General features: G+C 55.3%; 21 protein-coding genes, 2 tRNA genes and 1 rRNA gene. 20 read left to right on the forward strand and 4 right to left on the reverse strand.

All coding sequences use genetic code 11. The annotated features are described in order from the left end of the window. Positions 1–5: 5 nt before the first annotated feature. Both O1723_RS00990 and O1723_RS00995 read left to right on the forward strand, forming a co-directional pair. Positions 6–1,589, forward strand: coding sequence for an alpha-amylase family glycosyl hydrolase (locus O1723_RS00990; RefSeq protein WP_014885627.1), 1,584 nt, complete (start codon positions 6–8; stop codon positions 1,587–1,589). Continuing rightward, complete coding sequence (locus O1723_RS00995) at positions 1,573–2,631, forward strand: glycoside hydrolase family 130 protein (protein ID WP_248191373.1); 1,059 nt, start codon at positions 1,573–1,575, stop codon at positions 2,629–2,631. Before O1723_RS00990 ends, O1723_RS00995 begins: the two co-directional genes overlap by 17 nt. 41 nt (positions 2,632–2,672) lie before the next feature. Here the strand turns inward: O1723_RS00995 and O1723_RS01000 are convergent, their stop codons facing one another. Next, positions 2,673–3,476 (reverse strand): dienelactone hydrolase family protein, encoded by an 804-nt coding sequence (locus O1723_RS01000; protein WP_014885625.1) that lies wholly within the window; start codon positions 3,474–3,476, stop codon positions 2,673–2,675. Positions 3,477–3,731: 255 nt separating this feature from the next. Between O1723_RS01000 and udp the strand changes: the two genes are divergently transcribed. From udp to tatD, 9 genes are all read left to right on the forward strand, one after another. Next, entirely contained in the window at positions 3,732–4,493 is a 762-nt protein-coding gene (udp, locus tag O1723_RS01005; protein WP_003860792.1) for a uridine phosphorylase, read from the forward strand. A gap of 139 nt (positions 4,494–4,632) precedes the next feature. Further along, complete coding sequence (gene rmuC / locus O1723_RS01010; protein ID WP_014885624.1) at positions 4,633–6,090, forward strand: DNA recombination protein RmuC; 1,458 nt, start codon at positions 4,633–4,635, stop codon at positions 6,088–6,090. 66 nt (positions 6,091–6,156) lie between these two features. After that, positions 6,157–6,912, forward strand: coding sequence for a bifunctional demethylmenaquinone methyltransferase/2-methoxy-6-polyprenyl-1,4-benzoquinol methylase UbiE (gene ubiE / locus O1723_RS01015; protein WP_014885623.1), 756 nt, complete (start codon positions 6,157–6,159; stop codon positions 6,910–6,912). Between the two features lie 13 nt (positions 6,913–6,925). Beyond that, on the forward strand, positions 6,926–7,531 hold the full coding sequence (gene ubiJ, locus O1723_RS01020; protein ID WP_014885622.1) for a ubiquinone biosynthesis protein UbiJ: 606 nt from the start codon (positions 6,926–6,928) through the stop codon (positions 7,529–7,531). Further along, the gene (ubiB, locus tag O1723_RS01025) at positions 7,528–9,168 is read left to right on the forward strand and encodes a ubiquinone biosynthesis regulatory protein kinase UbiB (RefSeq protein WP_014885621.1); all 1,641 of its coding nucleotides are present in this window, start codon (positions 7,528–7,530) and stop codon (positions 9,166–9,168) included. The genes ubiJ and ubiB overlap by 4 nt, the downstream gene beginning before the upstream one ends. A gap of 76 nt (positions 9,169–9,244) precedes the next feature. Further along, a complete protein-coding gene (tatA, locus tag O1723_RS01030; protein ID WP_014885620.1) occupies positions 9,245–9,499 on the forward strand; it encodes a Sec-independent protein translocase subunit TatA in 255 nt (84 codons plus the stop codon). Positions 9,500–9,502: 3 nt separating this feature from the next. Further along, positions 9,503–10,045 (forward strand): Sec-independent protein translocase protein TatB, encoded by a 543-nt coding sequence (gene tatB / locus O1723_RS01035; RefSeq protein ID WP_014885619.1) that lies wholly within the window; start codon positions 9,503–9,505, stop codon positions 10,043–10,045. Positions 10,046–10,047: 2 nt separating this feature from the next. Continuing rightward, on the forward strand, positions 10,048–10,818 hold the full coding sequence (gene tatC, locus O1723_RS01040; RefSeq protein ID WP_014885618.1) for a Sec-independent protein translocase subunit TatC: 771 nt from the start codon (positions 10,048–10,050) through the stop codon (positions 10,816–10,818). A gap of 41 nt (positions 10,819–10,859) precedes the next feature. Next, complete coding sequence (gene tatD, locus O1723_RS01045) at positions 10,860–11,642, forward strand: 3'-5' ssDNA/RNA exonuclease TatD (RefSeq protein ID WP_014885617.1); 783 nt, start codon at positions 10,860–10,862, stop codon at positions 11,640–11,642. Here tatD and rfaH read toward each other — a convergent pair. Continuing rightward, a complete protein-coding gene (gene rfaH / locus O1723_RS01050; RefSeq protein ID WP_014885616.1) occupies positions 11,639–12,130 on the reverse strand; it encodes a transcription/translation regulatory transformer protein RfaH in 492 nt (163 codons plus the stop codon). The genes tatD and rfaH overlap by 4 nt on opposite strands. 170 nt (positions 12,131–12,300) lie before the next feature. On the opposite strand from rfaH, the gene ubiD reads away from it, so the two are divergent. Continuing rightward, the gene (gene ubiD / locus O1723_RS01055; RefSeq protein WP_023331547.1) at positions 12,301–13,806 is read left to right on the forward strand and encodes a 4-hydroxy-3-polyprenylbenzoate decarboxylase; all 1,506 of its coding nucleotides are present in this window, start codon (positions 12,301–12,303) and stop codon (positions 13,804–13,806) included. A gap of 30 nt (positions 13,807–13,836) precedes the next feature. Continuing rightward, the gene (gene fre / locus O1723_RS01060) at positions 13,837–14,538 is read left to right on the forward strand and encodes an NAD(P)H-flavin reductase (protein WP_014885614.1); all 702 of its coding nucleotides are present in this window, start codon (positions 13,837–13,839) and stop codon (positions 14,536–14,538) included. A gap of 161 nt (positions 14,539–14,699) precedes the next feature. On the opposite strand, the gene fadA is transcribed toward fre, so the two are convergent. After that, positions 14,700–15,863, reverse strand: coding sequence for an acetyl-CoA C-acyltransferase FadA (gene fadA, locus O1723_RS01065; RefSeq protein WP_008501515.1), 1,164 nt, complete (start codon positions 15,861–15,863; stop codon positions 14,700–14,702). Between the two features lie 9 nt (positions 15,864–15,872). Beyond that, the gene (gene fadB, locus O1723_RS01070; protein WP_014885613.1) at positions 15,873–18,062 is read right to left on the reverse strand and encodes a fatty acid oxidation complex subunit alpha FadB; all 2,190 of its coding nucleotides are present in this window, start codon (positions 18,060–18,062) and stop codon (positions 15,873–15,875) included. Between the two features lie 190 nt (positions 18,063–18,252). On the opposite strand from fadB, the gene pepQ reads away from it, so the two are divergent. The 7 genes from pepQ (at position 18,253) to O1723_RS01105 (ending at position 24,470) form a co-directional block, all read left to right on the forward strand. Next, positions 18,253–19,584, forward strand: a complete 1,332-nt coding sequence (gene pepQ, locus O1723_RS01075) for a Xaa-Pro dipeptidase (RefSeq protein ID WP_014885612.1) — start codon at positions 18,253–18,255, stop codon at positions 19,582–19,584. After that, the gene (locus O1723_RS01080; protein WP_014885611.1) at positions 19,584–20,198 is read left to right on the forward strand and encodes an IMPACT family protein; all 615 of its coding nucleotides are present in this window, start codon (positions 19,584–19,586) and stop codon (positions 20,196–20,198) included. Before pepQ ends, O1723_RS01080 begins: the two co-directional genes overlap by 1 nt. 41 nt (positions 20,199–20,239) lie before the next feature. Continuing rightward, the gene (gene trkH, locus O1723_RS01085) at positions 20,240–21,691 is read left to right on the forward strand and encodes a Trk system potassium transporter TrkH (RefSeq protein ID WP_013099227.1); all 1,452 of its coding nucleotides are present in this window, start codon (positions 20,240–20,242) and stop codon (positions 21,689–21,691) included. Between the two features lie 10 nt (positions 21,692–21,701). Next, complete coding sequence (gene hemG / locus O1723_RS01090; RefSeq protein WP_014885610.1) at positions 21,702–22,247, forward strand: menaquinone-dependent protoporphyrinogen IX dehydrogenase; 546 nt, start codon at positions 21,702–21,704, stop codon at positions 22,245–22,247. Between the two features lie 352 nt (positions 22,248–22,599). Then, positions 22,600–24,139: ribosomal RNA gene (locus O1723_RS01095) — 16S ribosomal RNA — on the forward strand. Positions 24,140–24,209: 70 nt separating this feature from the next. Continuing rightward, positions 24,210–24,286: transfer RNA gene (locus O1723_RS01100), tRNA-Ile, on the forward strand. Positions 24,287–24,394: 108 nt separating this feature from the next. Further along, positions 24,395–24,470: transfer RNA gene (locus O1723_RS01105), tRNA-Ala, on the forward strand. The last annotated feature ends 46 nt before the right edge of the window (positions 24,471–24,516 follow it).

The following is a 24,516-nucleotide window of genomic DNA, read 5'->3' on the forward strand; positions in this document are numbered from 1 at the left end:
GTACGGTGAACAAACAACCCTGGTGGCAGGCCTGTACCTGTTACCAAATTTATCTGCCGTCGTTTTGCGATGGTAACGGTGACGGGCTGGGTGATTTCCCCGGCCTGCTCTCAAAAGTGGATTACCTGAGCGCGTTAGGCATCGGTGCCATCTGGATCACGCCGTTTTACCCCTCTCCTCTGGTGGATAACGGGTATGACATTAGTGATTACTGCGCCGTCGACCCACGATTCGGCACGCTGACCGATTTTCGCGACGTCGTTCATCGCTGCCATGAAAAGGGGATCCGGGTCATTATCGATCTGGTGCTTAATCATGTCTCTTCGCTGCATCCGTGGTTTCAGGATGCCTGGAATAATCCCGCAAGCCGCTATCGGGACTATTTTCTTTTCAGCGCGCACCCTAACAACTGGGAGTCATTTTTTTCCGGCAGCGCCTGGAGCCCGGAGCCGGACACCGGCGAGTTTTACTACCATAAATTCGCGCCTGAGCAGGTCGATCTTAACTGGGCGAACCCCGCGGTAGAGCAGGAAATGCTTCAGGTCATTGATTTCTGGCAGGCTCAGGGCGTGGATGGCTTCCGCTTCGACGTGATTAATTTCCTCAGCACGCGCGGCATCGGGCCTGACAATCCGGAGAAAGCGGGAGTACAGCAGCATGAGCATGACGTGAACCAGCCGGGGCTCATCGGCACGCTGCAGCGCGTATGCCAACATGCCAGGCAGCAAGGGGATGTTTTCCTGATCGGCGAAATCGGCAGCGAGGAGAGGGAGACCCTGGCCCGTTATCAGGCCCCGTCGCTGATGGACGTGGTCTTTAACTTCAATATTGGCAGCCAGAAAACCTTCGATGCGGCACGCCTGTGCGACGAGATTAACGCCACGCTGACGCTGCAGTCTGGCCTGCCGACGCTATTCTTTTCCAGCCACGATATGCCGCGCATGATTAGCCGCTTTGGTGAAGGCCCGCATGACGCCGCCCGGGCGTTGGCCGTTCTGGCGCTACAGCTGACCGTGCGCGGCGTACCGTTTATTTTTCAGGGTGACGAGTTGGGGATGCCCGACTATGTGCCTCAGACGGTCGGGCAGATTTTTGATATTCAGGGAAAAACCTTCTACGACACGGCCATGCGGCAGGGGTGCAGTGCCGCCGACGCGCTGGCGCAGGCCATTGAACATTCACGGGATGGGTCCCGTGCCCCCTTCCTCTGGTGCGACGCACCGTTTGCGGGCTTTTCCACCTCCACGCCGTGGATGCCCGTCAGCCAGGACTATCCCTTGCTCAATGCCGAACATCAGATATCGACGCCCGGCTCGTTGTGGCGTCAGTACCAGACCTTCATTGCGCTTCGGGCCGCCATCGGGGCGCTACAGCATGGGGAGTGCAGCCTACTGAAGCGCCATAAGGCGTGCGTCTGGTTTACCCGAACAACGGCGCAGGAACAGGTCTGGGTGGCCGTGAATTTTGGCCAGCCGGTACAAAACCCATTGTGGGCCATTGAAGCGGATGTCCTGTACGGCCAAAACGCGCAGCAGCTGGATAAAAATCAAATTCTGATAAAAAGGAGTGTATATGAACAGACACGGTAAGAATCCGTTGATCACCCCGAGCGGCGTGGTGCCTTCTCTGCCAGGACGGAAAGTGGAGTGCGTCTTTAACGCCGGGGTAACGGAGTATCATGGGGAGATTATCCTGCTGCTTCGGGTTGCCGAGAGCGTGATAAATGATGACCCACAGAAGATCGTCGTTCCGCTTCTGGTGCAGCAGTCCGGCGGCTGGCAGGCGGCAACAAAAACGTTCGAACGCAACGACCCGCGCTATGATTTTAGCGACCCGCGTACCATTGTGCTGAAAAGCGACCCGGCTCAGGTCTGGCTGACGTCAATGTCCCACCTGCGCCTGGCGCGAAGCCAGGACGGTGTAAATTTCACCATCGATCAACAGCCGTTTATTACCGCCGACAGCCGCTATGAGGAATTTGGCTGTGAAGATGCGCGTATCACCCTGATTGACGATGTCTGGTACATCAATTACTCCGCCGTGTCATCGCTGGGTATCTCCACCGCGCTGGCGACCACCGTTGATTTTATCTCCTTCGACAAGAAAGGGCTGATTTTCTGCCCTGATAACCGCGACGTCTGTTTCTTCCCGGAGAAGGTTGGCGGATCCTTCCGGGCGCTTACCCGGCCCGCGCCCAGCCATTTCGGCCACCCGGAAATCTGGATCTGCGAATCGCCCGATATGCTGCACTGGGGAAACCACCGGCATCTGCTGGGACGCTCGGGAGACGAATGGGATGCGCTGAAGTCGGGTGGCGGCGCGCCGCTGATCAAGACCGCGCGCGGCTGGCTGGAGATTTATCACGGCGTTGACGCTAGCCAGCGTTATTGCCTGGGCGCTCTGCTTCTGGATCTTGAGGATCCGCTCACCCTCATCGCCAAATCTTCCGTACCGCTGCTGGAGCCGAGCGCGCCCTATGAGCGTGAAGGCTTTTTCGGTAACGTCGTCTTTACCTGCGGGGCGCTGGTGCGTAATGACACGTTGCATATCTGGTATGGTGCGGCGGATGAGCGTATCGCCCTGGCCACGCTGCCGATGGACGAGCTGTGGAAACATCTGGGCCTGGAGTAAGCCCTGACGCAGCCCCGACTTTCGCCGGGGCTGCGAAGTGTTTATTTCTTCCCGCCGTACTGGCTAAACCACGCCAGCATTCTCTGCCAGCCATCTTTCGCCGATTCCGCGTGATAACTCGGACGGTAATCTGCGTTAAACGCATGTCCGGCATCCGGATACACCACAATCTCCGCATTGGCATTGGCTGCCCGTAGCGCATGGCGCATGGTTTCTACCGAATCAAGCGAAATACCGGTGTCCTGGCCGCCATACAGACCCAGCACCGGGGCATTGAGCTCAGTGGCGATGTCCACCGGATGTTTTGGCGAATTCAGCGTTTTCTCGCCCACCAGTTTGCCATACCAGGCGACAGCCGCTTTGAGCTGCGGATTGTGTGCGGCATACAGCCAGCTAATGCGTCCGCCCCAGCAGAAGCCGGTGACCATCAGACGGTGCGGGTCGCCGCCGTTACGCGCCGCCCAGCTGGCAACGTGGTCGAGATCGGCCAGCACCTGCGCGTCCGGGACTTTGCTGACCAGATTGCTGAACAGCGTTGGAATATCGCTATAGTCGTTCGGATCGCCCTGACGGAAGTAGAGTTCTGGCGCAACGGCCAGATATCCTTCAAGTGCCAGGCGACGGCAGAGGTCTCGAATATGTTCGTGAACCCCAAAAATCTCCTGAACCACAATCACGATGGGCAGCGGACCGTCTGCCGATTTTGGTCGTGCGTGCCAGGCAGGCATATTCTCCCCCTGAGAGGGAATGGAGGTCTCTCCCGCCGTAATGGCCTCTTCTGAGGTTGAAACGATGGTTGAAGCAAGCGGTGCCGCAGCAGGTGCAAAACCGGTTTTTTCAGTCATGGCATTCTCCGTACCAATGAGTTAGCGCAAAGGTAAATATAGACACCAGGTTAACAACTCACAGTGCCTTAAACGGTCTATCTTTTGTGCAGCACCTGACGATATAACTTGTTAATGTGATGTGAATCACTTTTTGTTGGAAATTCACTGCAATCATTTTCATTCATGGTGAGATGCATCACGAAATTATGCTTACTGCTTCTGTAAAGTACCGTTTTACTTCTTCTGACTAACCGACCCACAGAGGAGTCACCTATGTCTAAGTCTGATGTTTTTCATCTCGGCCTCACTAAAAATGATTTACAAGGGGCTACGCTCGCTATCGTCCCTGGCGACCCTGAGCGTGTGGAAAAGATCGCCGCGCTGATGGATAAGCCGGTCAAACTGGCTGCCCATCGTGAATTCACCACCTGGCGTGCAGAGCTGGATGGCAAAGCGGTGATTGTGTGCTCCACCGGTATCGGCGGTCCGTCTACCTCTATTGCTGTTGAAGAGCTGGCGCAGCTGGGCATTCGTACTTTCCTGCGTATCGGCACGACCGGCGCGATTCAGCCGCACATCAACGTGGGCGACGTACTGGTGACGACGGCATCCGTTCGTCTGGACGGGGCAAGCCTGCACTTTGCGCCTATGGAATTCCCGGCAGTGGCTGACTTCGAATGCACCACGGCGCTGGTTGAAGCCGCGAAGTCCGTGGGCGCGACCACCCACGTTGGCGTAACCGCCTCTTCCGACACCTTCTACCCGGGCCAGGAGCGCTACGACACCTTCTCTGGCCGCGTTGTGAGCCGTTTCAAAGGCTCAATGGAAGAGTGGCAGTCCATGGGCGTAATGAACTACGAAATGGAATCCGCGACGCTGCTGACCATGTGTGCAAGCCAGGGTCTGCGTGCCGGTATGGTGGCGGGCGTTATCGTCAACCGTACTCAGCAGGAGATCCCGAACGCCGAAACCATGAAGCAGACCGAAAGTCATGCGGTGAAAATTGTGGTGGAAGCGGCTCGTCGCCTGATCTAGCCCTCTCTTCTCAAATCAAAGGCCGACGCGTTCGGCCTTTATTTTTTGCGTAGCGCCTCGCAGGAAAACCCTTTCAAACTGGACGTTTATACAGCACAATTCTATTTTGTGCGGGTAATACGTTGATGCAGGGGGCATTGTGGATATCTCAATCCTGATTTATGCGGTGATTGCGCTGGCGGGCGTTGCGATAGGCTGGCTGATTTCCAGCTACCAGCATGCGCAGCAGAAGGCCGATCAGCTGGCGGAGCGCGAAGAGATCGTCGCCGAGCTCAGCGCGGTAAAGCAACAGCTTGCGCTAAGTGACCACTGGCGCGACGAGTGCGAGCTGCTCAATAACGAACTGCGCAACCTGCGTGATATCAACACGTCGCTGGAGGCCGATCTCCGCGAAGTGACTACCCGCCTCGAATCCACGCAGCTGCATGCGGAAGACAAAATCCGTCAGATGATTAACAGCGAGCAGCGCCTCAGCGAGCAGTTTGAGAATCTCGCCAACCGCATTTTCGAACACAGCAACCGCCGCGTTGACGAACAGAATCGCCAGAGTCTGAACAGCCTGCTGACGCCGCTGCGTGAACAGCTGGACGGTTTTCGCCGTCAGGTGCAGGACAGCTTTGGACAGGAAGCCCGCGAGCGGCACACGCTGGCGCACGAGATTCGTAATCTTCAGCAGTTGAATGCGCAAATGGCGCAGGAGGCGGTCAACCTCACTCGGGCGCTAAAAGGGGATAACAAAACCCAGGGTAACTGGGGAGAAGTGGTGCTCACCCGCGTGCTGGAGGCCTCTGGCCTGCGCGAGGGGTATGAATACGAAACGCAGGTAAGTATCGAAAACGATGCCCGCTCGCGGATGCAGCCAGACGTCATTGTGCGTCTGCCGCAGGGGAAAGATGTGGTGATCGACGCCAAAATGACGCTGGTGGCGTATGAGCGTTACTTTAATGCGGAAGACGACTACACGCGCGAGTCGGCGCTGCAGGAGCATATTGCCTCCGTGCGTAACCATATCCGACTGCTGGGCAGAAAAGATTATCAGCAGCTTCCGGGGCTGCGCTCGCTGGACTATGTGCTGATGTTTATTCCGGTCGAACCGGCGTTCCTGCTGGCCCTCGACAGACAGCCCGAACTGATCACCGAAGCGCTCAAAAATAATATTATGCTGGTGAGCCCCACCACCCTGCTGGTGGCATTACGTACCATTGCTAACCTGTGGCGCTATGAGCACCAGAGCCGCAATGCACAGAAGATTGCCGAGCGTGCCAGCAAGCTGTATGACAAAATGCGCCTCTTCGTGGACGATATGTCCTCGGTCGGGCAAAGCCTGGACCGTGCGCAGGATAACTACCGTCAGGCGATGAAAAAACTCGCCTCCGGGCGGGGCAACCTGCTTGCTCAGGCTGAAGCATTCCGCGGCTTGGGGGTGGAGGTCAAACGCGAGATTAATCCGGAACTGGTGGAGCAGGCCACGGCGCAAGACGAAGAGTTCCGTCTGCGTGAAGGCGCAGATGAGCAAAAGACCCCCAGCGAAGACAACGAGTTAACGACGGATTTATCGTCTGACGAGCCGCCGACACGTTTCTATCACGGCGGTTGAATCGTAGGGCAAACGCGCCCAATCTGTTACACTTCACGAACATTTGACTGATTAGCAGGCTCTGAGATGGTTGACGATTCACAAGACACGACGCACTTTGGCTTTCAGACTGTCGCCAAAGCGCAGAAAGCTGACATGGTGGCCCACGTATTTCATTCCGTGGCGGCGAAGTACGATGTGATGAATGACTTGATGTCGTTCGGCATTCATCGCTTGTGGAAACGCTTCACCATTGACTGCAGCGGTGTGCGCCGTGGACAAACCGTGCTGGATTTAGCCGGTGGAACAGGCGATCTGACGGCGAAGTTTTCCCGTCTGGTGGGTGAAACTGGCCGCGTTGTTCTGGCCGATATCAATGACTCCATGCTGAAAATGGGACGCGAAAAGTTGCGTAACATCGGCGTGGTGGGCAATGTGGAATACGTGCAGGCAAACGCCGAAGCGCTGCCATTCCCGGATAATACCTTTGACTGCATCACGATCTCCTTCGGCCTGCGTAACGTCACCGACAAAGAAAAAGCGCTGCGCTCCATGTACCGTGTACTGAAGCCGGGTGGACGTCTGCTGGTGCTCGAGTTCTCTAAACCGATCATTGAGCCGCTGAGCAAAGCCTACGACGCCTATTCCTTCCACGTGCTGCCGCGTATCGGTGAACTGGTGGCGAACGACGCGGAGAGCTACCGCTATCTGGCGGAGTCCATTCGCATGCACCCGGATCAGGACACCCTAAAAGCCATGATGCAGGATGCGGAATTTGAGAACGTTGAATACTTCAACATGACGGCGGGTGTCGTTGCGCTGCATCGCGGTTACAAATTCTGAGTGGAGGTGTCCCGTGCCCTTTAAACCCTTAGTCACCGCAGGCATCGAGAATGTGCTCAATGCCTTCCTGTATCGCGCGCCGGCGCTAAAAGCTGCACGTCAGCGACTTAACGGGAAGGTCCTGCGCATTGTATTAAAAGAGTTCTCAACGCCGCTCGTGCTGGTCTTCAGTGAACGCCAGCTCGATGTTCTGGGTGAGTGGGAAGGCGAGGCGGATTGCTCGGTCATTACCCATATGAGCGTGCTGCCAAAACTGCGCGATCGCCAGCAACTGACGGCGCTTATCCGCAGCGGTGAGCTGGAAGTGGAGGGCGACATCCAGGTCGTACAAAACTTCGTTGCGCTCAGCGATCTGGCGGAGTTTGACCCGGCAGAACTGCTCGCGCCTTTTATTGGTGACATCGCCGCTGAAGGGATCGGGAAAGCTATTCATGGCGGCACGGCGTTCTTGCGCAAAAATCTGCAACGGCAGCAGCGCTATGCCGCAGAAGTCCTGACTGAAGAGTGGCGCATGGCCCCCGGTCCGCTGGAAGTGGCATGGTTTGCGGAAGAAACCGCTGCTGTTGAACGTGCGGTTGATGCATTAACCAAACGGCTGGAAAAACTGGAGGGCAAATGACGCCTGGTGAAATTCGGCGCCTCTATTTTATCGTCCACACCTTTTTGAGTTACGGGCTCGATGAGCTTATCCCCAAAATGCGTATCACGCTGCCGCTTAGAATCTGGCGGCGGATGTTGTTCTGGATGCCTAATCGTCATAAAGGTCAGCCGCTGGGTGAACGTCTGCGTCTGGCGCTGCAGGAGCTTGGCCCGGTATGGATTAAGTTCGGACAGATGCTCTCAACCCGCCGCGATCTCTTCCCGCCTCATATTGCCGATGAACTGGCAATGCTGCAGGACCGTGTCGCCCCGTTTGACGGGGTGAGGGCGAAGAAACAGATCGAAGAGGCAATGGGTAATCTTCCCGTTGAAACCTGGTTTGACGATTTCGAAATAGCCCCGCTGGCGTCGGCGTCTATTGCTCAGGTGCATACCGCGCGTCTGAAAGAGAACGGCAAAGAGGTGGTGATCAAGGTGATCCGCCCGGATATCCTGCCGGTCATCAAAGCTGACATGAAGCTGATTTATCGTCTGGCGCGCTGGGTGCCACGTTTGTTACCTGATGGCCGTCGTCTGCGTCCGATGGAAGTGGTGCGGGAATACGAAAAAACGCTGATTGATGAGCTTAACCTGCTGCGCGAGTCGGCAAACGCCATTCAGCTGCGTCGTAATTTTGAAAACAGCCCGATGCTTTATGTGCCTGAGGTCTATTCAGACTACTGCAGTCAGAACATGATGGTCATGGAGCGCATCTACGGTATTCCGGTTTCGGATGTGGCGGCGCTGGAGAAGCAGGGAACGAACATGAAGCTGCTGGCCGAACGTGGCGTTCAGGTCTTCTTTACTCAGGTGTTCCGCGACAGCTTTTTCCATGCGGATATGCACCCGGGCAATATTTTTGTGAGCTACGAGCATCCTGAGGATCCGAAGTATATCGGTATCGACTGCGGGATTGTGGGGTCGCTGAATAAAGAAGATAAGCGTTATCTGGCCGAGAACTTTATCGCGTTCTTCAACCGTGACTACCGTAAGGTGGCTGAGCTGCACGTTGACTCCGGCTGGGTTCCGCCGGACACCAACGTCGAAGAGTTTGAGTTTGCTATTCGTACCGTCTGCGAGCCGATTTTTGAAAAGCCGCTGGCAGAAATCTCCTTCGGGCACGTGCTGTTAAACCTGTTTAATACGGCTCGCCGCTTTAATATGGAAGTTCAGCCGCAATTAGTTTTACTTCAGAAAACATTACTTTACGTTGAGGGTGTAGGTCGCCAACTCTATCCTCAGTTAGACTTGTGGAAGACGGCTAAACCGTTCCTGGAATCCTGGATTAAGGATCAGGTAGGTTTTCCAGCGCTGGTGCGCTCATTGAAAGAGAAAGGCCCGTTCTGGATTGAAAAAATGCCCGAAATTCCTGAACTGGTTTACGACAGTTTGCGTCAGAGCAAGAACCTTCAGCACAGCATGGATAAAATCGCCCGCGAGCTTCAGTCCAGTCGCGTGCGCCAGGGACAATCACGCTATCTCTTTGGGATTGGTGCAACGCTGCTGTTGAGCGGTACGTTGCTGCTAATCAATCGTCCGGACTGGCAGATGATGCCCGCCTGGCTGATGGCTGGCGGGGTTGTTGTCTGGCTAGCCGGATGGAGAAAAACGCGCTGAGTTTGCGTCGCCATCGACGGGTCGCATACGTATAATGCGACTTGACCAATTAATCATCTATTCCTGAGGAATTTGTATGGGTGGTATCAGTATCTGGCAATTAGTCATTATTGCCGTCATCGTCGTGCTGCTGTTTGGCACTAAAAAGCTCGGTTCTATCGGTTCCGATCTGGGCGCGTCTATCAAAGGCTTCAAGAAAGCAATGAGCGATGATGAGAACAAGCAGGATAAAGCCAGCCAGGATGCTGATTTTACTGCGAAATCCATCTCCGATAAGCAAGAAGAAGCCAAAAAAGAAGACGCCAAAAGCCACGATAAAGAGCAGGTGTAAGTCGTGTTCGACATTGGTTTTAGTGAGCTGCTGCTGGTCTTTGTGATTGGCCTGATCGTGCTGGGCCCGCAGCGTCTGCCCGTGGCGGTGAAAACCGTTGTGGGCTGGGTGCGTGCGCTGAGATCGCTGGCATCGACCGTTCAGAATGAGCTGGCACAGGAACTTAAGCTCCAGGAGTTTCAGGAAAGCCTGAAAAAGGTCGAGAAGGCGAGCATGGATAACCTGACGCCGGAACTGAAAGCCTCAATGGATGAACTGCGCGAAGCGGCGGAATCCATGAAGCGCTCTTACAGCGTTAACGATCCTGAAAAAGCGAGCGATGAAGCGAACACCATTCATAACCCGGTGGTGAAGGACAGCGAAGCGCAACGTGAGGGCGTGACGCCAGCGAGTGCTGAGCACCAGGCCGCCGCGCCAGAACAGACGCCGCAGGAAACCGAAGTGAAAAAACAGGCGCAGCCGAAAGACCCCACGATAAAAGTGGCGGAAGCGAAACCCGTCGCGCCTGTTTCCGAATCATCCCCCTCGTCGAGTGATAAAGCGTAACCATGGCAGTAGATGATACTCAACCGCTTATTACGCACCTTATTGAGCTGCGTAAGCGCCTGTTAAACTGCATTATTGCGGTTCTGGTGATATTCCTGTGCCTGGTCTATTTCGCCAACGATATCTATCAGGTGGTCTCTGCACCGCTGATTAAGCAGATGCCGCTGGGGGCAACGATGATTGCAACAGATGTTGCCTCACCGTTCTTTACCCCTATTAAGCTCACCTTTTGGGTGTCGTTGATTGCGTCTGCACCCGTCATCCTTTATCAGGTATGGGCGTTTGTGGCGCCAGCGCTGTATAAACACGAACGTAAACTGGTGATCCCGCTGCTGGTCTCCAGCTCGTTGCTGTTCTATATCGGTATGGCGTTTGCCTACTTCGTTGTCTTCCCGCTGGCCTTTGGCTTCCTGACGCATACCGCGCCGGAAGGGGTGCAGGTGTCGACAGATATCGCCAGCTATCTCAGCTTCGTCATGGCGCTGTTTATGGCGTTTGGCGTGGCATTTGAAGTGCCGGTCGCCATTGTGCTGCTTTGCTGGGTTGGGGTAACCACCCCTGAAGACCTGCGTAAAAAGCGTCCGTATATCCTGGTAGGTGCATTTGTGGTCGGCATGCTGCTCACGCCGCCGGATGTTTTCTCGCAGACGTTACTGGCCATACCGATGTATTGCCTCTTTGAGGTTGGCGTATTCTTCTCGCGTTTCTACGTGGGTAAAGGACGCCGATCGGACGATGAAGACGATGCGTCTGAAAAGACCACTGAAGAGTAAAACCAGCCGCCCGTCAGGGCGGTTGTTATATGGGGATTCGCATGTTTGATATCGGACTCAACCTGACCAGCTCGCAGTTTGCAAAAGATCGCGATGACGTTGTTGCGCGTGCTTTTGACGCCGGCGTTAAAGGACTCCTGCTGACCGGAACTAACCTTCATGAGAGCGAGCAGGCGCAGCTTCTGGCGCAACGTTATCAACACTGCTGGTCAACCGCAGGCATCCACCCTCATGACAGTAGCCAGTGGACCGAGGAGAGCGCACAAATCCTTTACAGGCTGGCGAAAACCGCTGAGGTGGTGGCCATTGGTGAGTGTGGGCTCGATTTTAACCGCAACTTCTCCACGCCTGACGAACAGGAAAAGGCATTCACTGCCCAGCTTGCTCTGGCGGCAGAGCTTGAAATGCCCGTCTTTATGCATTGCCGCGACGCGCACGAACGTTTTCTCGCGCTTCTGGATCCCTGGCTGGATAAACTCCCTGGCGCGGTGCTGCACTGCTTCACCGGTTCAAGGCAGGAGGCGCAGGAGTGCCTGGCGCGCGGGCTATTTCTCGGCATTACCGGCTGGGTTTGTGATGAGCGCCGCGGGCTTGAGCTACGCGAGCTGTTACCGTTGATTCCGGCCGACCGTTTGCTTATTGAGACCGATGCGCCTTATCTGCTGCCGAGAGATATGACGCCCAAACCGTCATCGCGGCGAAATGAGCCTGCATACCTGGGGCACATTGTTGAGTGCGTGGCGCGATGGCGTGGAGACGATCCGCACTGGCTTTCTGCGCAGACGGATGACAACGTGCGCCATCTCTTCAGGATCAGTTTTTAAACTTTACGGAAGTCGGTATTTTTGACGCTCTGCAACACCTGCTTGTTCAGCAGGTTGAGCAACAACATGGAGCGTGCTTCACCGTCCGGCTCGGCGAAAATTGCCTGCAGGCCTTCGAATGCACCTTCCGTAATGACGACGTTATCACCCGCGTAAGGGGTTTCCGGGTCGGTGATCCCTTCGGGCTGTTGATACACCGAAAGCTGATGAATGACCGTCGACGGAACGGTGGCCGGGTGGGCGCCAAAACGAACGAAGTGGCTGACGCCGCGCGTTGCGCTGATGGTGGTGGTGTGGATCACCTCAGGGTCGAACTCCACGAACAGGTAGTTCGGGAATAACGGCTCACTGACGGTTGTGCGCTTCCCGCGCTGCATTTTTTCAAGCGTGATCACGGGTGTCAGACAATTTACAGACTGACGTTCAAGATGTTCCTGCGCGCGCTGAAGTTGCCCGCGTTTGCAATACAGTAAATACCAGGCCTGCATAATCACTCTTTCCCTTAGTTCGGGGCGCAAGCATATCAAAACCCTGGAGGGATCGCTAAGTTGATTATAATGGGTCAACCTGGAACAGAACGCATAAGTTCACGCTAATTTAACAAAATTACAGCATCAAGCAGGCTTACGCCGTATAATGAAGCGCTTACAGAGAGGCCATGACTAACTGCATGAAATACCACGATCTCCGCGACTTCCTGACGCTGCTGGAAAAGCAGGGCGAACTCAAACGCATTACACTTCCTGTTGATCCTTATCTGGAAATGACAGAAATTGCTGACCGCACCCTGCGTGCCGGTGGCCCCGCGTTACTCTTTGAAAATCCGAAAGGTTACTCCATGCCGGTGCTGTGCAACCTGTTTGGTACACCGCGTCGTGTCGCATTGGGGATGGGGCAGGAAGACGTTACCGCGTTGCGTGAAGTGGGTAAGCTGCTGGCATTTCTGAAAGAGCCAGAGCCACCGAAAGGCTTCCGCGATCTGTTCGACAAGCTGCCGCAGTTTAAGCAGGTGCTGAACATGCCAACCAAACGCCTGCGCGGAGCGCCGTGCCAGCAAAAAGTGCTGGAAGGCGATGCGGTTGATTTGACCAAAATTCCCATTATGCAGTGCTGGCCTGAAGATGCTGCGCCGCTGATCACCTGGGGTTTGACCGTCACGCGCGGTCCGCATAAAGAACGGCAAAATCTGGGTATTTACCGCCAGCAGTTGATTGGTAAGAATAAGCTCATCATGCGCTGGCTGTCGCATCGCGGCGGCGCGCTGGATTTCCAGGAGTGGTGCGCTGCGCATCCGGGTGAACGTTTCCCGGTCTCTGTCGCCTTAGGCGCTGACCCGGCCACTATTCTGGGAGCCGTCACACCCGTGCCGGATACGCTCTCTGAATATGCGTTTGCCGGCCTGCTGCGCGGGACAAAAACCGAAGTTGTGAAGTGTATTTCGAACGATCTCGAAGTTCCGGCCAGTGCGGAAATTGTGCTGGAAGGTTACCTTGAGCAGGGCGAACTGGCACCGGAAGGCCCTTACGGCGACCACACCGGTTATTACAACGAAGTGGATAACTTCCCGGTGTTTACCGTTACGCACATTACGCAGCGTGAAGATGCGATTTATCACTCTACCTACACCGGTCGTCCACCGGATGAACCCGCAGTACTGGGGGTGGCGCTGAATGAAGTGTTTGTGCCGATCCTGCAAAAGCAGTTCCCGGAAATCGTTGATTTTTACCTGCCCCCTGAAGGGTGCTCGTATCGCCTGGCGGTAGTGACGATGAAGAAGCAGTATCCCGGTCATGCGAAACGCGTAATGATGGGCGTCTGGTCTTTCCTGCGCCAGTTTATGTATACCAAATTTGTTATTGTCTGCGATGATGACGTTAACGCTCGCGACTGGAATGACGTCATTTGGGCGATTACCACGCGAATGGACCCGGCGCGTGATACGGTGTTAGTCGAGAACACGCCGATAGATTACCTGGACTTTGCCTCGCCGGTTTCCGGTCTTGGCTCAAAAATGGGACTGGATGCCACAAATAAATGGCCTGGCGAAACCGACCGTGAATGGGGTCGCCCGATCAAAAAAGATCCTGCCGTGACCGCGCGTATTGACGCGATCTGGGATGAACTGGCCATAATGAATAACGGTAAACCTGAAACAGGCCGTTAAGCCCTATAGACTTCACGACAGAGAGAGCGAATGACAACCTTAAGCTGTAAAGTGACCTCGGTAGATGCCATCACCGACACCGTATATCGCGTCCGTTTAGTGCCAGAAGCGGCATTCTCTTTCCGCGCTGGTCAGTACTTAATGGTAGTGATGGATGAGCGTGATAAGCGTCCTTTCTCTATGGCCTCTACGCCAGCAGAGAAAGAATTTATTGAGCTGCATATTGGTGCGTCTGAGCTTAACCTGTACGCGATGGCCGTTATGGACCGCATCCTGAAAGAACGTGAGATTGTGGTCGACATCCCTCACGGCGAAGCGTGGCTGCGCGATGACGAAGATCGTCCGCTGATCCTGATCGCTGGCGGTACGGGATTCTCTTATGTGCGCTCTATTCTGTTGACCGCTCTGGCACGTAACCCGGACCGTGACATCACCATTTACTGGGGTGGCCGCGAAGAGAAACATCTGTATGACCTGTCTGAGCTGGAAGCGCTGAGCGTAACCCATCCTAACCTGCGCATTGAGCCGGTGGTTGAGCAGCCGGAAGAGGGCTGGCGTGGGCGTAGCGGTACCGTGCTGACGGCGGTATTGCAGGATCACGGCACGCTGGCAGGACACGATATCTATATCGCAGGTCGTTTCGAGATGGCGAAAATCGCCCGGGACCTGTTCTGTAACGAACGTGACGCGCGTGAAGATCGCCTGTTTGGTGATGCGTTTGCCTTCATCTAAATAAAAAACCCGCCCCTGACAGGCGGGAAGAACGGCAACTAAACTCTCTCTCTTCGCCAATGACGCCAGTGGCGATGAGTTATCTCTCGTAGGCCGGGAAAGCGCAGCGCCTCCCGGCAAAAGCCCGATGGCGCAATGCTTATCGGGCCTACGTTATAGCCTTACACTCTCTCAAACACCGTCGCGATACCCTGACCCAACCCGATGCACATTGTTGCCAGTCCGAACTGGGCATCTTTGCGCTCCATCAGATTAATCAGCGTCGTGCTGATACGCGCCCCGGAGCAACCGAGTGGGTGGCCGAGGGCGATCGCGCCGCCGTTGAGGTTAATTTTCTCGTCGATCTGTTCCATCAGCCCCAGATCTTTAATGCACGGCAGGATCTGCGCGGCGAAGGCTTCGTTCATCTCGAACAGATCGATGTCGCTGGCGGTTAGTCCCGCTTTTTTCAGCGCCAGCTTCGAGGCCGGAACCGGGCCGTAACCCATGATTGAAGGATCGCAGCCCACGACAGCCATCGAACGTACCCGAGCGCGTGGGGTTAACCCCAGCTCACGGGCGCGGCTTTCGCTCATCACCAGCATCGCCGCTGCTCCGTCGGACAGCGCCGACGAGGTACCTGCCGTGACCGTACCGGTGACCGGATCAAATGCCGGACGCAACGTAGAAAGTGCTTCCACCGTTGTTTCCGGGCGGATCACTTCGTCGTAGCTGAACTGCTTCAGAACGCCGTCCGCATCGTGACCGCCGGTAGGGATGATCTCGTTTTTAAATGCGCCGGACTGCGTGGCAGCCCAGGCGCGGGCATGGGAACGTGCGGCAAACGCATCCTGCATTTCACGGCTAATGCCGTGCAGGCGGGAGAGCATCTCCGCGGTGAGACCCATCATTCCCGCAGCTTTTGCCACGTTACGGCTCATCCCCGGATGGAAATCGACGCCGTGGCTCATCGGGACGTGCCCCATATGCTCCACACCGCCCACCAGGCAGGCCTGAGCATCGCCGGTCATGATCATACGTGCCGCATCGTGCAGCGCCTGCATGGACGAACCGCACAGACGGTTAACGGTGACGGCCGGAACCGAATGCGGGATCTCCGCCAGCAGTGACGCATTACGCGCGATATTGAAGCCCTGCTCCAGGGTCTGCTGCACGCAGCCCCAGTAGATATCGTCGAGCGCGGCGGGGTCCAACGCCGGATTACGCGCCAGCAGGCTACGCATCAGGTGTGCGGAGAGGTCTTCCGCGCGCACGTTACGGAATGCGCCGCCTTTTGAACGGCCCATCGGGGTGCGAATCGCATCAACAATGACAACCTTTTCCATTGTGACTCCTTAAGCCGTTTTCAGCTCGCCAACCGGACGGGCTGGCTCAACTACTGGGTAATAGGGTTCGTTATGGCGCGCTTTGTTGCGCAGCCCTTCAGGCACTTCATAGAGCGGGCCGAGGTGCTGATACTGCTGAGCCATATCGAGATAGCGGGCGCTGCCGATGGTGTCCAGCCAGCGGAACGCGCCGCCGTGGAACGGAGGGAAGCCCAGGCCGTATACCAGCGCCATATCCGCTTCGGCCGGGCTGGCGATAATGCCTTCTTCCAGGCAACGCACCACTTCGTTGATCATCGGGATCATCATGCGGGCGATGATCTCATCGTCGGTGAAGTCGCGTTTTGGCTGGCATACGTCGGCCAGCAGGCCATCCACCGCCGCATCCTCTTCTTTCTTCGGTTTGCCTTTGCTGTCTTCTTTATAGCGCCAGAAGCCCAGGCCGTTTTTCTGACCGAAGCGGTTAGCGTCGAACAGGGCGTCAATCGCGTCGCGATAATCTTTCTGCATGCGCTGCGGGAAGCCTGCCGCCATCACCGCCTGGGCGTGATGGGCGGTATCAATACCGACCACGTCCAGCAGATACGCCGGGCCCATCGGCCAGCCGAACTGTTTTTCCATCACTTTGTCGATTTTGCGGAAGTCTGCCCCATCTCGCAGCAGCTGGCTGAAACCGGCGAAGTAAGGGAACAGTACGCGGTTGACGAAGAAGCCCGGGCAGTCGTTAACAACGATCGGCGTTTTGCCCATCTTGCTTGCCCACGCCACCACTTTGGCGATGGTTTCGTCAGAGGTTTTTTCCCCTCGGATCACTTCGACCAGCGGCATACGGTGTACCGGGTTGAAGAAGTGCATTCCGCAGAAGTTTTCCGGACGCTTCAGTACGCTCGCCAGTTCGCTAATCGGAATAGTCGAGGTATTAGAGGCCAGTACGGTATCCGGACGAACTTTGTCTTCCGTTTCCGCCAGCACCGCTTTTTTGACTTTCGGGTTCTCTACGACCGCCTCAACGACCACGTCCACACGATCAAAACCGCTGTATTCCAGCACAGGCTGAATGGTAGAGATCACGCCCGCGAGCTTCAGCCCGTCAATTTTGCCGCGCTCCAGCTGTTTATTCAGCAACTTGGCCGCTTCGGTCATGCCCAGCGTCAGGGATTTCTCGTTAATGTCTTTCATCACTACCGGCACGCCTTTCCAGGCTGACTGGTAGGCGATGCCGCCACCCATAATGCCCGCCCCGAGTACCGCCGCGTGTTTTGGGGTCTCAACGTTTTTGGTCAGCTGTTTAGCTTTGCCTTTCACGAACTGATCGTTCAGGAAGATGCCAACCAGCGCGCGGGCTTCGTTGGTGTGCGCCAGCGGGACGAAGCTCTGATTTTCCAGTTTCAGGGCTTCGTCACGGCCCAGACGGGCGGCCGCTTCAATGGTTTTCACTGCCGTGATCGGCGCCGGGTAGTGTTTACCCGCCGTCTGCATCACCATGCCTTTGGCGATGGTGAAGCTCATGGTGGCTTCTATCTTGCTGAGTTTTAACGGCTCAAGCTTCGGCTGGCGTTTGGCTTTCCAGTCGAGATCGCCATTAATGGCCTGACGCAGAATAGCCAGAGCGCCTTCAACCAGTTTTTCTGGCTTAACCACGCCGTCCACCAGGCCGATTTTCTGCGCCTGTTCCGCGCCGACATCTTTACCGGCGGCGATGATCTCCAGCGCGCTGTCAGCACCCAGCATGCGCGGCATACGGACGGATCCGCCAAAGCCAGGCATGATCCCCAGTTTGGTTTCCGGCAGGCCGATACGCAGATCCGGCGTGGCCAGACGGTAGTCGGTTGCCAGCACGCATTCGCAGCCACCGCCTAATGCGTAACCATTAACGGCGGAAATAGTCGGAACAGGCAGGTCTTCCAGACGGTTAAAGACGCTGTTAGCAAAGTGCAGCCACTGGCTCAACTGTTCTTCAGGAACCTGGAACAGGGAAAGGAATTCGGTGATATCGGCACCGACAATAAAGGCTGCTTTGTTTGAGCGCAGCAGCAGCCCTTTTAATTCAGTTTGCTTTTCAAGTACTTCCAACGCCTGGCCAAGACTGGCCACGGTCGCGGTATCAAGCTTGTTCACTGAGCCGGGGGCATCGAACACCAGTTCGGCAATGCCATCTTCCAGCCAGTTGAGGTACAGGGTGTCGCCTTTGTAGAGCATGTCAGTCTCCTGAATCCAGCAATTGGATCTGGTCATACCAGATGAAACGGAGTGTGGGATTTATGTTAATAAAATGCAAATTACTCATTAAGAAATTGCTGCATTGATCACGGTCGGTGGAAATCACGCAGCCGGAGTGAGGTGTGCTAAGATGCGATGACTTGAGGTCAAAAAAACGAAAGGAAGAATGATGGACTCACTGGCTTCGCTTTATAAAAATCATATCGTTACCCTACAGGAACGTACCCGCGATGTACTGGCCCGCTTCAAACTGGATGCCCTGCTTATCCATTCCGGCGAGCTGATAAACACATTTCTTGATGACCATGCCTATCCGTTCAAGGTTAACCCGCAGTTTAAAGCCTGGGTGCCTGTTACTCAGGTTCCTAACTGCTGGTTGCTGGTGGATGGCGTGAACAAGCCGAAACTGTGGTTCTACCTGCCGGTCGATTACTGGCACAACGTGGAACCGCTGCCGACCTCTTTCTGGACGGAAGAAATTGACGTGATTGCGCTGCCAAAAGCGGACGGCATTGGCAGCCAGCTACCTGCTGCACGCGGCAATATCGCCTATATTGGCCCGGTTCCGGAGCGTGCATTGGGTCTGGATATTCCCGCGGACAAACTCAACCCGAAAGGGGTGCTGGACTTCCTGCATTACTACCGTGCGTACAAAACCGATTACGAACTTTACTGCATGCGTGAAGCGCAAAAAACGGCGGTGAATGGCCATCGTGCCGCACACGAGGCGTTCCAGTCCGGCATGAGCGAATTCGATATCAACCAGGCGTACCTGACCGCGACCGGCCACCGTGATACCGACGTGCCATACAGCAATATTGTCGCGCTGAATGAGCATGCTTCTGTTCTTCACTACACCAAACTGGACCATCAGGTTCCGTCGGAAATGCGCAGCTTCCTGCTTGATGCCGGCGCTGAGTACAACGGTTATGCGGCTGACCTGACCCGTACCTGGGCGGCTAATGCTGACACCGATTTCGCGCAGCTGATTAAAGACGTGAACGATGAGCAACTGGCGCTTATTGGTACCATGAAAGCCGGTACCAGCTACGTGGATTATCACGTTCAGTTCCATCAGCGCATCGCGAAGCTGCTGCGTAAGCATCAGATTGTGAAAGACATGAGCGAAGAGGCAATGGTCGAGAACGATCTCACCGGGCCATTCATGCCGCACGGTATTGGTCACCCGCTGGGCCTGCAGGTTCATGACGTCGCTGGCTTTATGCAGGATGATACCGGTACGCATCTTGCGGCACCGTCTAAATATCCTTACCTGCGCTGCACCCGTATTCTTGAGCCGCGTATGGTGTTGACGATTGAACCGGGGATCTACTTTATTGAATCCCTGCTGGCGCCATGGCGTGAAGGTCAGTTCAGCAAACACTTCAACTGGGAAAAAATTGACGCACTGAAACCGTTTGGCGGTATTCGTATCGAAGATAACGTGGTGATTCACGAGAACGGTATCGAGAATATGACGCGAGACCTGAAGCTGGCCTGATGGAAAGCTGGCTGATACCGGCTGAACCGGTCACCTTTGTTGAGGAAATCAAGAAAAGCCGCTTTATTACGCTGCTGGCACACACCGACGGCGTTGAAGCGGCAAAGGCATTTGTTGAGTCTGTCCGGGCTGAGCATCCTGACGCACGTCACCACTGTGTGGCGTGGGTGGCAGGGCCCCCGGACGATTCGCAACAGCTTGGCTTTTCCGATGACGGTGAACCCGCGGGAACCGCCGGTAAACCCATGCTCTCGCAGCTGATGGGCAGCGGCGTGGGTGAAATTACCGCCGTGGTGGTGCGTTACTACGGCGGCATCTTGTTAGGCACGGGCGGGCTGGTGAAAGCCTATGGCGGTGGCGTTCAGCAGGCACTGAATATATTGACGACCACCCGCAAAACGCCGCTCACCGAATATACTCTATTGTGCGATTACGCCCAATTATCCGGCATCGAAGCGTTGCTGAAACAGTTTAACGGCGTTATCGCGCACAGTGACTTTCAGGCGATGGTGCAATTACGCGTGGCGCTTCCTCAGGCGGAGCTGGCTGCTTTTTCAGCAAAACTGGCAGATTTTAGTCGCGGTTCGTTGCAATTACTGCCGATTGAAGAATAATCCCCACCTTACTTTTTTGAATACCAAAGGAAGCGGCAGAGATGCATTTTCGTGCCATAACCCGAATCGTTGGACTGCTGGTCATACTTTTTTCCGGGACGATGATTCTCCCAGGACTGGTGGCGCTTATCTACCGGGACGGCGCGGGGCGGGCATTTACCCAGACCTTTTTTGTCGCACTGGCGATTGGCTCGCTGCTGTGGTGGCCGAATCGTCGTCAGAAAGGTGAGCTGAAATCCCGCGAAGGCTTTCTGATCGTGGTGCTGTTCTGGACGGTGCTGGGGAGCGTGGGTTCGCTGCCCTTTATCTTCTCCGAGCAACCTAACCTGAGCATCACGGATGCCTTTTTTGAATCGTTCTCGGGGTTAACGACCACCGGGGCGACGACGCTGGTGGGTCTGGATTCATTACCCCACGCCATCCTCTTTTATCGCCAGATGCTGCAGTGGTTCGGCGGTATGGGGATCATCGTCCTGGCGGTAGCTATTCTGCCCATTCTGGGCGTCGGTGGGATGCAGTTGTACAGGGCTGAAATGCCCGGGCCGCTGAAAGATAACAAGATGCGCCCGCGTATTGCCGAGACGGCGAAAACCCTGTGGCTGATTTATGTCCTGCTGACGGTGGCCTGTGCGCTGGCGCTCTGGTTTGCCGGGATGCCTGCTTTTGATGCCATCGGACACAGCTTTGCGACAATCGCTATCGGCGGGTTCTCCACCCACGATGCCAGCGTAGGCTACTTCGATAGCCCAACGATCAACACCATCATTGCGATTTTCCTGCTGATTTCTGGCTGTAACTATGGCCTGCACTTCTCTTTACTGAGCGGGCGAAGCCTGAAGGTGTACTGGCGCGACCCTGAGTTCCGCATGTTCATTGGTGTCCAGCTTACGCTGGTCGTCATCTGTACCCTGGTGCTGTGGTTCCATGATGTTTACAACTCCGCGCTGACAACCCTAAACCAGGCGTTCTTCCAGGTGGTATCAATGGCGACGACCGCCGGATTTACCACGGACAGTATTGCGCGCTGGCCGCTGTTCCTGCCGGTACTCCTGCTGTGCTCTGCGTTTATTGGCGGCTGCGCCGGGTCGACGGGCGGTGGTCTGAAGGTGATTCGTATTCTGCTGCTGTTCAAGCAGGGCAACCGTGAGCTGAAACGACTGGTCCACCCGAACGCGGTCTACAGCATAAAACTGGGGAACCGCGCGCTGCCGGAACGTATTCTCGAAGCCGTATGGGGCTTTTTCTCGGCGTATGCGCTGGTCTTTATCGTCAGTATGCTGGCGATCATCGCGACGGGGGTGGATGATTTCTCCGCCTTTGCGTCCGTCGTCGCAACATTGAATAACCTCGGGCCAGGCCTGGGGGTCGTGGCGGATAACTTTGCCAGTATGAACCCGGTCGCGAAATGGATCCTCATTGCTAATATGCTGTTTGGCCGTCTTGAGGTCTTTACGCTGCTGGTGCTCTTCACCCCAACATTCTGGCGCGAATAAGGAGCCGTTGATGAAAACACTGATTCTTTTCTCTACGCGAGACGGACAAACACGTGAGATTGCCGCGTATCTGGCGTCGGAATTAAAAGAACTGGGTATTTACTCGGATGTGGTGAACCTGAATCGCGCGGAGCAGATCACCTGGCAGGAGTACGATCGCGTGGTGATTGGCGCCTCTATTCGTTACGGGCATTTCCATCCAGCGCTGGATCGCTTTGTGAAAAAGCACACGGCGGTGCTCAACAAATTGCCCGGCGCGTTTTACTCGGTCAATCTGGTTGCGCGTAAAGCCGAGAAGCGTACGCCGCAGACCAACAGCTATACGCGCAAGTTTTTACTCAGCTCACCGTGGCAGCCAGACCTGTGCGCGGTTTTTGCTGGTGCGCTGCGTTACCCTCGATACCGTTGGTATGACCGTTTCATGATCCGCCTGATTATGAAAATGACCGGTGGTGAAACCGATACCCGTAAAGAAGTGGTTTATACCGACTGGTCGCAGGTGGCCAGTTTTGCGCGGGAAATCGCACATTTAACGGACGATTCGCGACTTAAATAAGCGTTAAGTTTGAAAAGTGAGCGAACGAAAAGTTTTTTGTATTTTGTGCTTGTCACTGTGAAATAACTCCCTATAATGCGCCTCCACTGACACGGAACAACGGCACACACGCCGCCGGGCCAGCAGAGAAAAGCAAAATAAACGCTTGACTCTGAAGCGGGAAAGCGTAATATGCACACCCCGCGCCGCAGCGAAAACGAAGCGGCACTGCTCTTTAACAATTTATCAGACAATCTGTGTGGGCACTCAAAGTGACATGGATTCTTAACGTCGCAAGACGAAAAATGAATACCAAGTCTCTGAGTGAACATACGTAATTCATTACGAAGTTTAATTCACGAGCATCAAACTTAAATTGAAGAGTTTGATCATGGCTCAGATTGAACGCTGGCGGCAGGCCTAACACATGCAAGTCGAACGGTAGCACAGAGAGCTTGCTCTCGGGTGACGAGTGGCGGACGGGTGAGTAATGTCTGGGAAACTGCCTGATGGAGGGGGATAACTACTGGAAACGGTAGCTAATACCGCGTAACGTCGCAAGACCAAAGAGGGGGACCTTCGGGCCTCTTGCCATCAGATGTGCCCAGATGGGATTAGCTAGTAGGTGGGGTAACGGCTCACCTAGGCGACGATCCCTAGCTGGTCTGAGAGGATGACCAGCCACACTGGAACTGAGACACGGTCCAGACTCCTACGGGAGGCAGCAGTGGGGAATATTGCACAATGGGCGCAAGCCTGATGCAGCCATGCCGCGTGTATGAAGAAGGCCTTCGGGTTGTAAAGTACTTTCAGCGGGGAGGAAGGTGTTGTGGTTAATAACCACAGCAATTGACGTTACCCGCAGAAGAAGCACCGGCTAACTCCGTGCCAGCAGCCGCGGTAATACGGAGGGTGCAAGCGTTAATCGGAATTACTGGGCGTAAAGCGCACGCAGGCGGTCTGTCAAGTCGGATGTGAAATCCCCGGGCTCAACCTGGGAACTGCATTCGAAACTGGCAGGCTAGAGTCTTGTAGAGGGGGGTAGAATTCCAGGTGTAGCGGTGAAATGCGTAGAGATCTGGAGGAATACCGGTGGCGAAGGCGGCCCCCTGGACAAAGACTGACGCTCAGGTGCGAAAGCGTGGGGAGCAAACAGGATTAGATACCCTGGTAGTCCACGCCGTAAACGATGTCGACTTGGAGGTTGTGCCCTTGAGGCGTGGCTTCCGGAGCTAACGCGTTAAGTCGACCGCCTGGGGAGTACGGCCGCAAGGTTAAAACTCAAATGAATTGACGGGGGCCCGCACAAGCGGTGGAGCATGTGGTTTAATTCGATGCAACGCGAAGAACCTTACCTACTCTTGACATCCAGAGAACTTTCCAGAGATGGATTGGTGCCTTCGGGAACTCTGAGACAGGTGCTGCATGGCTGTCGTCAGCTCGTGTTGTGAAATGTTGGGTTAAGTCCCGCAACGAGCGCAACCCTTATCCTTTGTTGCCAGCGGTCCGGCCGGGAACTCAAAGGAGACTGCCAGTGATAAACTGGAGGAAGGTGGGGATGACGTCAAGTCATCATGGCCCTTACGAGTAGGGCTACACACGTGCTACAATGGCGCATACAAAGAGAAGCGACCTCGCGAGAGCAAGCGGACCTCATAAAGTGCGTCGTAGTCCGGATTGGAGTCTGCAACTCGACTCCATGAAGTCGGAATCGCTAGTAATCGTAGATCAGAATGCTACGGTGAATACGTTCCCGGGCCTTGTACACACCGCCCGTCACACCATGGGAGTGGGTTGCAAAAGAAGTAGGTAGCTTAACCTTCGGGAGGGCGCTTACCACTTTGTGATTCATGACTGGGGTGAAGTCGTAACAAGGTAACCGTAGGGGAACCTGCGGTTGGATCACCTCCTTACCTTAAAGAACCTGCCTTTGCAGTGCTCACACAGATTGTCTGATGAAAAAACAGCAGTAAAAATCTCTGCAGGCTTGTAGCTCAGGTGGTTAGAGCGCACCCCTGATAAGGGTGAGGTCGGTGGTTCAAGTCCACTCAGGCCTACCAAATTTTTGCTGATGCTGCGTTGCGGCGACACTCACATACTTAAGTATGCTTCGTGTCACCACGCGTTGCCTCAACAAAAATTACCGGTACAGAGGTTGGCAAAACGATGGGGCTATAGCTCAGCTGGGAGAGCGCCTGCTTTGCACGCAGGAGGTCTGCGGTTCGATCCCGCATAGCTCCACCATCTTTTACTGCGAACACAAGAAAACTTCAGAGTGAACCTGAAAAGG

This window comes from Enterobacter cloacae complex sp. HYC080_NIDB (assembly GCF_056673325.1).

Coding starts and splice junctions, on each gene's coding strand:
- hemG (WP_014885610.1), top strand. CDS start 21,702: ATGAAAACACTGATTCTTTTCTCTACGCGAGACGGACAAACACGTGAG.
- ubiB (WP_014885621.1), top strand. CDS start 7,528: ATGACGCCTGGTGAAATTCGGCGCCTCTATTTTATCGTCCACACCTTT.
- tatD (WP_014885617.1), top strand. CDS start 10,860: ATGTTTGATATCGGACTCAACCTGACCAGCTCGCAGTTTGCAAAAGAT.
- tatC (WP_014885618.1), top strand. CDS start 10,048: ATGGCAGTAGATGATACTCAACCGCTTATTACGCACCTTATTGAGCTG.
- O1723_RS01000 (WP_014885625.1), bottom strand. CDS start 3,476: ATGACTGAAAAAACCGGTTTTGCACCTGCTGCGGCACCGCTTGCTTCA.
- udp (WP_003860792.1), top strand. CDS start 3,732: ATGTCTAAGTCTGATGTTTTTCATCTCGGCCTCACTAAAAATGATTTA.
- tatA (WP_014885620.1), top strand. CDS start 9,245: ATGGGTGGTATCAGTATCTGGCAATTAGTCATTATTGCCGTCATCGTC.
- pepQ (WP_014885612.1), top strand. CDS start 18,253: ATGGACTCACTGGCTTCGCTTTATAAAAATCATATCGTTACCCTACAG.
- ubiE (WP_014885623.1), top strand. CDS start 6,157: ATGGTTGACGATTCACAAGACACGACGCACTTTGGCTTTCAGACTGTC.
- fadB (WP_014885613.1), bottom strand. CDS start 18,062: ATGCTCTACAAAGGCGACACCCTGTACCTCAACTGGCTGGAAGATGGC.
- ubiD (WP_023331547.1), top strand. CDS start 12,301: ATGACTAACTGCATGAAATACCACGATCTCCGCGACTTCCTGACGCTG.
- O1723_RS01080 (WP_014885611.1), top strand. CDS start 19,584: ATGGAAAGCTGGCTGATACCGGCTGAACCGGTCACCTTTGTTGAGGAA.
- O1723_RS00995 (WP_248191373.1), top strand. CDS start 1,573: ATGAACAGACACGGTAAGAATCCGTTGATCACCCCGAGCGGCGTGGTG.
- fadA (WP_008501515.1), bottom strand. CDS start 15,863: ATGGAAAAGGTTGTCATTGTTGATGCGATTCGCACCCCGATGGGCCGT.
- fre (WP_014885614.1), top strand. CDS start 13,837: ATGACAACCTTAAGCTGTAAAGTGACCTCGGTAGATGCCATCACCGAC.
- rfaH (WP_014885616.1), bottom strand. CDS start 12,130: ATGCAGGCCTGGTATTTACTGTATTGCAAACGCGGGCAACTTCAGCGC.
- trkH (WP_013099227.1), top strand. CDS start 20,240: ATGCATTTTCGTGCCATAACCCGAATCGTTGGACTGCTGGTCATACTT.